At 41.6% G+C, this 10,939-nt stretch carries 10 protein-coding genes; all 10 read left to right on the top strand.

What is annotated here, in order from left to right; translation table 11 throughout:
* Positions 1–72 precede the first annotated feature (72 nt).
* The 10 genes from J4G36_RS15940 to ureC all read left to right on the top strand — a co-directional run bounded on the left by J4G36_RS15940 (position 73) and on the right by ureC (position 10,902).
* On the top strand, positions 73–1,047 hold the full coding sequence (locus tag J4G36_RS15940) for a DUF4003 family protein (protein WP_210471387.1): 975 nt from the start codon (positions 73–75) through the stop codon (positions 1,045–1,047).
* A gap of 373 nt (positions 1,048–1,420) precedes the next feature.
* A complete protein-coding gene (locus tag J4G36_RS15935; RefSeq protein WP_210471386.1) occupies positions 1,421–2,440 on the top strand; it encodes an ABC transporter ATP-binding protein in 1,020 nt (339 codons plus the stop codon).
* Positions 2,427–3,353 carry an ABC transporter ATP-binding protein gene (locus tag J4G36_RS15930; protein WP_210471385.1) on the top strand — a complete coding sequence of 309 codons (927 nt, stop codon included), beginning with the start codon at positions 2,427–2,429 and terminating at the stop codon, positions 3,351–3,353. The genes J4G36_RS15935 and J4G36_RS15930 overlap by 14 nt, the downstream gene beginning before the upstream one ends.
* A 14-nt stretch (positions 3,354–3,367) precedes the next feature.
* Positions 3,368–4,336, top strand: coding sequence for an oligopeptide ABC transporter permease (gene opp4B / locus J4G36_RS15925; protein WP_210471384.1), 969 nt, complete (start codon positions 3,368–3,370; stop codon positions 4,334–4,336).
* Positions 4,337–4,365: 29 nt separating this feature from the next.
* The gene (locus tag J4G36_RS15920) at positions 4,366–5,283 is read left to right on the top strand and encodes an ABC transporter permease (RefSeq protein ID WP_210471383.1); all 918 of its coding nucleotides are present in this window, start codon (positions 4,366–4,368) and stop codon (positions 5,281–5,283) included.
* 49 nt (positions 5,284–5,332) lie between these two features.
* Positions 5,333–7,162, top strand: coding sequence for an oligopeptide ABC transporter substrate-binding protein (gene opp4A, locus J4G36_RS15915; protein WP_210471461.1), 1,830 nt, complete (start codon positions 5,333–5,335; stop codon positions 7,160–7,162).
* Between the two features lie 122 nt (positions 7,163–7,284).
* The gene (locus J4G36_RS15910) at positions 7,285–8,205 is read left to right on the top strand and encodes a S66 peptidase family protein (protein ID WP_210471382.1); all 921 of its coding nucleotides are present in this window, start codon (positions 7,285–7,287) and stop codon (positions 8,203–8,205) included.
* Between the two features lie 298 nt (positions 8,206–8,503).
* Positions 8,504–8,806 (top strand): urease subunit gamma, encoded by a 303-nt coding sequence (gene ureA, locus J4G36_RS15905; RefSeq protein WP_210471381.1) that lies wholly within the window; start codon positions 8,504–8,506, stop codon positions 8,804–8,806.
* A gap of 15 nt (positions 8,807–8,821) precedes the next feature.
* The gene (locus tag J4G36_RS15900; protein ID WP_210471380.1) at positions 8,822–9,190 is read left to right on the top strand and encodes an urease subunit beta; all 369 of its coding nucleotides are present in this window, start codon (positions 8,822–8,824) and stop codon (positions 9,188–9,190) included.
* Positions 9,187–10,902 carry an urease subunit alpha gene (gene ureC / locus J4G36_RS15895; RefSeq protein WP_210471379.1) on the top strand — a complete coding sequence of 572 codons (1,716 nt, stop codon included), beginning with the start codon at positions 9,187–9,189 and terminating at the stop codon, positions 10,900–10,902. Before J4G36_RS15900 ends, ureC begins: the two co-directional genes overlap by 4 nt.
* Positions 10,903–10,939: the final 37 nt, after the last annotated feature.

The following is a 10,939-nucleotide window of genomic DNA, read 5'->3' as shown; positions in this document are numbered from 1 at the left end:
CTTCGTAAAATTGTAACCTGTTGAAACCTTTCGTGGGTCAAATCGTACCAATAGATTAAGGAGTTGGGTGAATTGGATACGAATGCGATTAGGCAAGATGTTGAAATGACGTATGAAAAAGTTAAATCGTTGGCTGGTTGGACAGTCGACCGGAATGTCGTGTTGACGATTACTTCGTACTACGTCACTTCAGATCGTGAGTTTGATGCGGAGAGCTTAAGCCGCTCGATGGATGCGATAAAACAGAAAGCGGGTTGGTTTTCGCCTTTGCGGGGAAATCTTTTGCCGATGATGGCAGCATTTCTCGATCAACCAGGCGTTAACATCGAAGAAGAGGTCATTCGCTTATTCGAAAAACAACGCATTCTACGGACTTTCGGTTTTCGGAATACAATCCATTCCTATTTAGCGGCACTCTTTATGACAAATGATAAAGAGTCCTATGATAACGAAGCGCGACTCGCGAAAGCTTTATTTGGTGAAATGAAAAAGCATCATTTCTTTTTAACATCAGATGATGATTATACATATGCGGTTTTGCTAGCGAAGCGAGGGTTTAATCCAGTAACCCAAGCCAAGACAATGCGTATGTACTATGATGCACTTCGCAAGGAAAAGTTTCGCGCGGGCAATGAACTCCAATGGCTATCGCAAGTCATGACTTATGTGAATGAAGACTATAATCCATCTCTAATTGAAAGGGCCACGGACATCCAACAGTACCTAGCTAAAGATACAAAAGTGCGGCCGATACACTACCCGCTAATAGGATTTCTGACAATATTCAATGTGCCAGATAAAGAACTGAAAAAAATTATCGAGCTAGCTACTGCACTTGAGGAATCAAGTCCGTTGAAATGGAAAAAGGAAATGGCACTTTCTTTGGGCATTGGTTATGTCATCCATGAGTTAGTGGGGAAAGCAGATGAAGCGATTGTTAGTTTAGCAACATCAGTGGAGTTACTCATTCAAGCGCAACAAGCGGTGATGGTCGCAACAATAGCGGCGATGGCAGCCTCATCTTCAGTAAACTCCGCAAATCCATAATCTATGGAGCATTAGTTCTACATAAAAACATTGCATCTTGTGACATTTGTCTGTACTAGTATAAGGTTCAAAAAAATTCAATGATTCTCATAGCGTTTTAGGCCCTGTTTTTTTACAGCAGGGCCGCTTTTTCATGGGGAAAAATAATTATATCTAAATAAAGTATATTTATTGTTTATGAGAAAAGTGTGAAAGAATGCACTTATATCAACATTTGTAACACTATTGACATAAACGAAATTATTGTAACACTATGAATTTCAAAAAAATGGTGTTGTCATCTTGAAATTTCTGTAGTATATTAGTGCAAGTAGTTTGAAATCTGAAAATTAACTATTTGCTTAGGACTAGTTTAAGTTAGGGGGAATTTTTCTTGGGAAACACTGTATTGGAAATTGAAAATCTCCGCACATCGTTTAGCATCAAAGGAAAATACTACGCTGCGGTAGATGATGTTTCCTTGAAAATCCACGAGAATGAAGTTCTCGCCATCGTAGGAGAATCAGGTTGTGGAAAAAGTGCATTGGCACTATCTATCATAGGACTTCATGATGCTAGAGTTACAAAGCTCGAGGGTCAGATAAACTTTAGGGGTCAGAATCTTCTTAACTTATCACGGGCCAAACTGAATAAGATTCGTGGGAAAGACATGGGAATGATCTTCCAAGATCCAATGACGGCGTTAAATCCGCTTTCAACGGTTGGATCGCAAATCACGGAACCGATGAAATATCATCTTAAATTATCACCAGCCGACATGAAAAAGCGTACGCTTGAACTACTTCGTCGCGTGGGCATTAAGAATGAGAATCGTGTCTATTCACAATACCCACATGAATTATCCGGTGGAATGAGACAACGTGTTGTAATTGCAATTGCATTGGCATGTGATCCTGTTTTACTCATTGCAGATGAACCGACAACGGCTCTAGACGTTACTATCCAGGCGCAAATCATGGACCTAATGAAAGAATTACAGGCCCAGATGAAATCGGGTATCGTACTAATTACTCATGACCTTGGTGTCGTCGCGGAAATGGCGGATCGTGTTGCAGTCATGTATGCGGGACAAATTGTGGAACTTTCGGGTGTAAATGAAATGTTTAGTAATCCGTTACATCCTTATACCCGTTCATTACTTAGTTCAATCCCGTCAAACATGCCGGATAAAGGCAGACTTCACGTTATTCAAGGCATCGTGCCGGCGCTACAAAACCTCGACCGAAATGGTTGTCGTTTTGCCCCGAGAGTTCCTTGGATTGCGCCAGATGAACATGAAAGTGACCCCACTTTACATGAGGTGGAACCCGGTCATTTCGTACGGTGCACATGTTACAAAAACTTCCACTTTGAAGAGGAAGAGTTAGGGGTAGAAAAAAATGTCCTTACTTAAAGTTAATGATTTAAAAGTCCATTTTCCAATTCGAGGAGGTTTCTTCCAGCGCGTAGTCGACCATGTTCGCGCTACAGATGGTGTTAGTTTTGAAATACAGCCAGGTGAAACATACGGTCTTGTTGGAGAATCAGGATGCGGTAAGACAACAACGGGTCGTGCGGTTATCGGACTGAATAAAGTGACATCAGGAGAAATTCTTTTTGAAGGAAAAGACTTGGCAAAGCTTAGTGGGAAAGAAAAGCGTCTTCATACACGCGATATCCAAATGATTTTCCAAGACCCTTACTCTTCATTGAACGTTAGAAAAAGGGTGCTCGATATAGTTGCAGAACCACTACGAAATTTCGAAAGACTATCGCCAGCCGAAGAGAAACAGAGAGTGCAAGCGTTAATTGAACGTGTCGGGCTTAATCCAGAGTCAATCTATCGTTACCCTCACCAGTTTTCAGGCGGGCAACGTCAGCGTATAGGAATAGCTCGCGCATTGACATTAAATCCGAAACTAATCGTTGCAGATGAACCTGTTTCAGCACTTGACGTATCAGTTCAAGCGCAAGTTTTAAACTTTATGCAAGACATTCAAAAGGAATTTAATCTGTCGTATTTGTTTATAAGTCATGATTTGGGTGTCATTCAACATTTATGTGACCGAATCGGTATTATGTATCGCGGTAGATTAGTAGAAGAAGGATTAGCGGATGAAATTTATAATAATCCAAAACATCTTTATACAAAACGTTTAATCTCTGCTATCCCGGAAATGGATCCTGCACTGCGTCTAGAAAAAACACATTTACGCCAAGCGATAGATGATGAATATCGAACAGGATACGATAATTACTTCGACAAGGATGGGCGTATATTCGATCTTAAGAAAATATCAAACACCCATTCCGTTGCATTGCCTTAAAGGGGGATTATGAATTGTTAACATTTATATTACGCAGAATACTAGTCATGATCCCGCAACTACTCTTGCTTAGTATCATCATTTTTCTTTTAGCAAAAGCAATGCCGGGCGATGCGTTAACCGGAGCGTTTCAAGGTAATCCCGAAGCAAACGCAGAACACATTGAAGAGATTCGTGAAAAAATGGGCTTAAATGATCCATGGTATGAACAGTACGGACGCTGGGTAACGAATTTTGTTCAAGGTGACATGGGAATGTCATACGTACATAAACAAAAAGTAACATCCTTACTAGGAAGTAAGCTCAGCAATACAGTACTTTTGTCATTAACGACCATGATTACCATCTATCTCATCGCAATTCCTTTAGGAATTATTGCAGGTCGTTGGCATAACTCGTGGGCAGATAAAACAATTGTCACGTATAACTACTTTTCAATTGCAACGCCAGTATTTATCTTTGCCTTAATCATGCTTTTCGTTTTCGGTTTTTATTTTAGTTGGTTCCCGACCGGACGAAGCGTTGATATAACGATTCCAAATGGAACTTGGGAGTATTTTGTCAGTAAAGCGAATCACCTTGTGTTACCGACATTATCAGGAGCCATCATTGGAACCGCGGGTACAATCCAATATTTGAGAAACGACATTATTGATACGAAGTTAAAGGATTTTGTAAAAACAGCGCGTGCAAAAGGTGTGCCTGAAGGTAGAGTGTACACACGCCATATTTTACGAAACTCTCTCTTGCCGATTGCGGCTTTCATGGGATACGAAATTACATTACTTATTTCGGGGTCAGTGTTCATTGAATCAATCTTTAGTTATCCCGGACTTGGACAACTCTTCATTCAATCGATTCAAACACGGGACTTTACAGTTGTATCAGCACTCGTTATGATTTCCGGCACTGCAGTTATTGTTGGAACCATGTTATCGGATATCATTTTGAGTATCGTTGATCCACGAATCCGCATTGATTGATGAAAAATTGAATGAACGGAGGTAACAAAATGAAAACAGAACTACCAATCGATGCGGAAGACGCAACAGTTTTAGAATCGCAGTCAGAAAATTCAAGTTTTGGGAAAACGATATGGCGTGAAATTAAAGGCGATAAAATGGCGCTGATTGCGCTATTCATTTTATCAATCATTTTACTTATAGCCTATATAGCGCCACTTTTCATTGATCAAGTCCAAGCAGCTCGTACAAACTTTATGCAAATATATGAAAAACCTTCGAAGGAATTTTGGCTTGGAACAGACCGCGGAGGCCGCGATATATTTGTACAATTAGTTATTGGTGCACGAAACTCCATCACGATTGGAGCGGCAATTACATTGATCGCTGGATTTCTCGGATTAATGATTGGTTTAATCTCCGGTTATTTTGGCGGTAAGGTAGACTTTGTAATTATGCGTGCACTCGACTTTTTGATGGTCCTGCCAACGCTAATGCTTATTATCGTTTTCGTTGTAATTGTTCCAGCGTTCAACGTTTGGACTTTCATCGGGATAATGAGTATTCTGCTCTGGTTTGGAAAAGCAAGGCTCATTCGTTCTAGAGCGCTTGCTGAAAGGGAGCTTGACTATGTCAATGCTTCGAAGACGTTAGGGACTCCAAACTGGAAAATCATGTTATTCGAAGTTTTTCCGAACTTGAGCTCTCTCGTCATAGTTAATATGACACTTACTTTAGCCGGAAACATCGGGATTGAAACAGGGTTAACTTTCCTTGGGTTTGGTTTGCCAGAAAGCACACCTTCACTTGGAACACTAATCGCTTACGCACAACATCCTGACGTCATGGAAAATAAGTGGTGGGTATGGTTACCTGCATCGTTGCTGATCTTAGTAGTGATGTTGTGTATAAATTATATCGGTCAAGCGATTAAACGCGCGTCCGATGCAAGACAAAGGTTGACGTAAGTCGACCAATCAAAAAGGGGAGGTAATACAATTGGGAAAAAGGCAATTAATGCTTCTTATCAGTCTTATGCTTGCACTAAGCGTATTTTTAGCTGCATGTACGGGTAAAGATGATAAAGAGGATGCAGGCAAGAAAGACCCAGGCAAGGATAAAGAGAAAACAGAAGAAACAGAAGGTGAAGATGAAGAAGCGGAAGCAAAAGAAGAGCTTGATTTCCCGCTAGACGTATCTAACACTGACGCAGTAATTGAAAATGGTACACTGAACTATGCATTAGTTTCAGATACGCCATTCGAAGGTACGCTTAACCCAGTATTTTACTCAGGCGCACCTGATGCTGATGTTATGCAGTTCTTTGAAGAAGGACTACTAGCAACAGACGGTGACTACCTCATTACTAACGAGGGAGCAGCAAAATACGAAGTTTCAAACGAAAATAAAACAATCGCAATTACAATTGGCGATAACGTAAATTGGCATGACGGAGAGCCAGTTAAAGCATCTGACCTTTTATATGCTTACGAGCTTCTAGGTCACCCTGATTACACAGGTAACCGTTACACGTATACAATTACTAACGTCGAAGGTATGGATGCATACCACAAAGGCGAAGCAGAAGAAATTTCAGGTATTGAGATTTCTGAAGATGACAAAACAATTACGATTAATTACATCGAAGCATCACCATCACTTATGTCAGGTATCTGGACAAACCCAGTTCCACGTCACTACCTTGGAGACGTAACAAAAGGTGACGTAACAATTGATGATATCATTGAATCTGATAAGATCCGTACAACTCCAATTGGATTCGGACCTTATAAAGTTGAAAAAGTTGTACCAGGCGAGTCCGTACAATTTGTAAGAAACGAAGATTACTGGAGAGGTAAACCAGCTCTAGAATCTATTGTTTTAACAGTTGTAAATACTCAATCTGTTCTTAAAGAACTTGAAGCAGGAAAAATTGATATCGCAGAAGTTCCTGCGGACCAATATTTGAATGCAAAAGAACTTACAAACGTTGATTTACTTGCAAAAGTTGACTTAGCTTACACATATATCGGGTTCAAACTTGGTAAATGGGATGATAAAGCGAAAGAAAACGTTACAGATCCAGATGCTAAACTTGCTGACAAGCGTGTACGTCAAGCAATGTGGCATGCAATGGACAACGAAGTAATTGGTGAGAAAATGTACCACGGTCTTCGTTTCCCAGCAACAACATTAATTATTCCAGTATTCGCAAGCTTCCATGATGCTGATAATCCAGGTCGTGCTTATGACCCAGAAAAAGCAAATGCATTGCTTGACGAAGCAGGATTTAAAGATGTCGACGGCGACGGAATCCGTGAAGACGCTGAAGGCAATGAGTTTGTTCTTAACTTCGCTTCCATGGAAGGTGGAGAAGTTGCAGAACCGATTGCAAATCATTATATCCAAAACTGGGCAGATGTAGGTATTAAAGTTCAACTTACAGATGGCCGTCTACATGAGTTCAACTCATTCTACGATATGGTAGAAGCAGATGATCCGAAAATTGACATTTACCAAGCTGCTTGGGGAACTGGTTCAGACCCAGATCCATCAGGTCTATATGGTAAAACAGCTTCATTTAACTACACACGTTACACAAGCGAAGAAAACGATAGACTTCTTGCAGCAGGTACATCAGAGGAAGCATTTGACTTTGAATACCGTAAAGGAATCTATGACGAGTGGCAAGAACTAATGGTTGAAGACGTTCCGGTTGCACCAACTGTATACCGTTATGCGACAACTTTAGTTAACAAACGTGTTGCGAACTTCTCAATCGATCCAGGTTCAGATAATTACTATCCATGGGTTTGGGGCGTAACTTCAGAGGATTCAGTTAAATAATTACTAAAAACAAAATCGCTATCCAGGCAGCAACTGGGTAGCGATTTTTTTAATTGCACATAGGTTATGATAGATTAAAGGTAGATGAGTGATAGTAAATTAAAAAGGGGAATGATTTTATTATGAGAATACGTCCAGAACGATTACAGATAGGCGATACGGTTGGCATCATTTCACCGTCAAGTCCACCCAATCCAGAGAACTTGGAGCGTTCATTAAAGTTTCTGGAAGGGCTGGGATTGAAATGGAAATTTGGTAAGCATGCCAGAAAAATTAATGGTTATCTTGCGGGAACCGATGAAGAACGATTGGAAGATTTACATGACATGTTTAAAGATCCCGAGGTGAAAGGCATAATCTGTTCAAGTGGTGGTTACGGGGCTGCCCGTTTTACCGATCAAATTGATTTACAATTGATGAATGAAAACCCGAAGATATTTTGGGGATTCAGTGACATCACATTTCTTCATACGGCAATGGGACTTTATTCAAACCTTGTCACTTTCCATGGACCTATGCTGGGCCCTAACGTAGGCACTGATAACTTTGAAGAGATGTCGGGGAAGATGTTTCAGCAATTATTTGAGCCAATGGAACTTCATTATACGAATGCAATCTCTGAATTGACAGCGATCACTTCCGGTGCCGTAGAAGGCGAATTGGTCGGCGGCAACTTGTCGTTGTTGGCTCGTGGAATCGGGACAAAGTTTGAAATTGACACGAAAGGGAAATTGTTACTATTGGAAGACATCGGCGAAGAACCTGCGCGAGTTGACGGCTTGCTTAATCAGCTCCGAATGAATGGGAAGTTAGCGGATGCCGCGGGTATCGTTATAGGTGATTTTTCGAAAACAGAGACGAAAAAACAATGGACATTGACGTTAGATGAAGTTTTCAATCATTATTTCAGCGACTTAAAAAAACCGGTCGTCAAAGGATTTAAAATCGGCCATTGTGAACCACATTTTGCAGTCCCTCTTGGCGTCGAGGCTAGACTTGATGCAGATAATCTCACGCTTACGATTTTACCAGGCGTGAAATGAACCGAAAGTATACACGGAGGTCTTGGGTAATCTTGAAAGATTCAAACTCTTCAACAATTACAATGTGTCATTGTTGAATATGTGATACCTATCCTTTACAATTGGTTAGTGAATAAAAGATTATCCCCCTCCCGTTGTAAGATATATGCAATCATTCGCGTTGCTTCATTCGAACGACAAAATTGTTCCTATGCATATTCATGCACCCATACAAATAGAAACAAAACTAAATATCATGAAAAATCTAAACCTATCTAAGGGTAGTTTTATTTGAATTTTAAGAAAAGAGGTGTTTTTAATGAAGTTATCACCAGTAGAACAGGAAAAATTACTTCTTCACGTAGCAGGTGAATTGGCAATTAAAAGAAAAGAGCGCGGGGTTAAGTTAAATTATCCAGAAGCAATGGCGTATCTCAGCCACTTCATTATGGAAGGTGCACGTGACGGGAAGACAGTGGCTCAACTAATGAGCGAAGGAAAACAAGTATTGACTGTCGATGATGTTATGGAAGGTGTTGGCGATATGATTGCCGACGTTCAAATTGAGTGTACATTCCCAGATGGCACGAAATTAGTCACTGTTCACAATCCAATTCAATAAGAGGAGGAAACACTCATGATTCCAGGAGAAATTAGACCAGCGGAAGGCACGATTGAAATTAATGCTGGACGCCCTACGAAAACAGTTCGTGTCGCAAATACAGGCGACAGACCAATTCAAGTCGGTTCTCACTTTCACTTTATTGAAGTGAATAAAAACTTAGAGTTTGACCGTGAACAAGCAGTTGGTATGCATTTAAATATACCATCAGGGACAGCGGTACGGTTCGAACCAGGTGAAGAAAAAGAAGTTGAGTTGACTGAGTTTGGCGGAAAACGTCATGTTTTCGGATTGAACATGTTAACGGAAGGCTCCACGCATAATAAAGATGAGATTGTAGGAAAAGCATCTGAAGGTGGCTATAAAGGAGCGGAAGGAAAATGAAAGTAACACATGATCAATACGCGAAAATGTTCGGTCCAACAGTTGGCGATAAAGTTAGACTTGCGGATACGGATTTATGGATAGAAATTGAAAAAGATTACACAAAGTACGGCGATGAAGGTGTATTTGGCGGAGGAAAGTCGCTTCGTGTTTCGATGGGACAAGATGGGAAATCAGTGCGTGATGAAGGTGTGCTAGATACAGTCATTACAAACGTCATGATTATCGATTATACAGGGATTGTGAAAGCAGATATCGGTATTAAAGACGGTCGCATAGCCGGAATTGGAAAAGCGGGTAACCCGAATACAATGGACGGTGTCGATCAAGGCATGATTATCGGAGTTGGGACCGAAGTGTATGCCGGTGAAGGGTTGATTGCGACAGCTGGAGCGATTGATACACATATTCACTTTATCAGCCCGCAGCAAGTTGAGACAGCACTTAATGCCGGGACAACGACATTTATCGGCGGCGGTACTGGTCCAGCAGCCGGCTCAAAAGCGACAAGTGTAACACCTGGCGAATGGCATCTGCATCGCATGCTTCAGGCCGTTGAAGATTTACCAGTTAACGTGGGGCTTCTCGGGAAGGGAAGTGCGTCTTCTCCAGAGCCGTTGGTGGAACAAGTTCGGGCGGGTGCAATCGGCATGAAAATTCATGAAGACTGGGGTGCGACTCCCGCGGCGCTCAATCAAAGTTTGTCTGTGGCAGATGAGTATGACATTCAAGTTGCGCTTCACTCGGACACGCTTAATGAGGCTGGATTTGTTGAGGAAACAATCAAAGCCATTGACGGTCGCGTGATTCACGTTTTCCATACAGAAGGAGCGGGCGGCGGACATGCACCGGATCAGCTGAGAATGGCTTCGTATCCGAATGTGTTGCCGGCATCGACTAACCCGACCAAACCATTTACAACAAATACGATTGACGAGCACTTAGATATGCTTATGGTTTGTCACCATTTGAAACATGACGTACCAGAAGACGTGGCGTTTGCGGACTCGCGTATTCGACCGGAAACGATTGCGGCTGAAGACATTATGCAAGATATGGGTGTCCTCAGCATTATGTCATCCGATTCACAAGCCATGGGACGTGTTGGCGAAGTGTCAATCCGGACTTGGCAGACAGCGAATAAAATGAAAATGCAACGTGGACCACTTCCACAAGACGAAGGAAAAGATCACGACAACTTCCGCGTGAAGCGTTATATTTCCAAGTTAAATATTAACCCAGCTGTCGCTTCGGGTATTGGTCATGAAGTGGGATCGCTCGAAGAAGGGAAACTTGCGGATATTGTTCTTTGGGATCCGGCATTTTTCGGTGTAAAAGCTGAAGTTGTCATTAAAGGCGGGATTGCCGTTTATGCAATGACAGGTGATCCAAACGCTTCGATTCCAACACCGCAACCAATGATGGGACGTCGCATGTACGGTTTCCATGGCAGAGGTCCACAAAATGCCGCGATGACTTTCCTGCCGAAAATTGCTGTTGAAGAAGGACTGCCTGAAAAGCTTGGTTTGAAACGCATGATTGGAACGGTGAAAAACTGCCGTAACATTACAAAAGCGGATATGAAACATAATAGTGAAACACCGGATATTGATGTGAATCCGGAAACGTACGAAGTTAAATTAGATGGTGAACTTGCTACATGTGAGCCAGTTGATGTGCTACCGATGGCACAGCGTTATTTCTTGTTTTGATACACAAAATTCATGACCTGCATTCTGCAGGTCTTTT

The sequence above is a fragment of the Sporosarcina sp. 6E9 genome, from assembly GCF_017921835.1.
Taxonomy (GTDB): domain Bacteria; phylum Bacillota; class Bacilli; order Bacillales_A; family Planococcaceae; genus Sporosarcina.
This window is presented reverse-complemented; position numbering and strand designations above follow the sequence as displayed.

Coding starts and splice junctions, on each gene's coding strand:
- J4G36_RS15930 (WP_210471385.1), top strand. CDS start 2,427: ATGTCCTTACTTAAAGTTAATGATTTAAAAGTCCATTTTCCAATTCGA.
- J4G36_RS15920 (WP_210471383.1), top strand. CDS start 4,366: ATGAAAACAGAACTACCAATCGATGCGGAAGACGCAACAGTTTTAGAA.
- opp4A (WP_210471461.1), top strand. CDS start 5,333: ATGCTTCTTATCAGTCTTATGCTTGCACTAAGCGTATTTTTAGCTGCA.
- J4G36_RS15910 (WP_210471382.1), top strand. CDS start 7,285: ATGAGAATACGTCCAGAACGATTACAGATAGGCGATACGGTTGGCATC.
- ureA (WP_210471381.1), top strand. CDS start 8,504: ATGAAGTTATCACCAGTAGAACAGGAAAAATTACTTCTTCACGTAGCA.
- J4G36_RS15900 (WP_210471380.1), top strand. CDS start 8,822: ATGATTCCAGGAGAAATTAGACCAGCGGAAGGCACGATTGAAATTAAT.
- ureC (WP_210471379.1), top strand. CDS start 9,187: ATGAAAGTAACACATGATCAATACGCGAAAATGTTCGGTCCAACAGTT.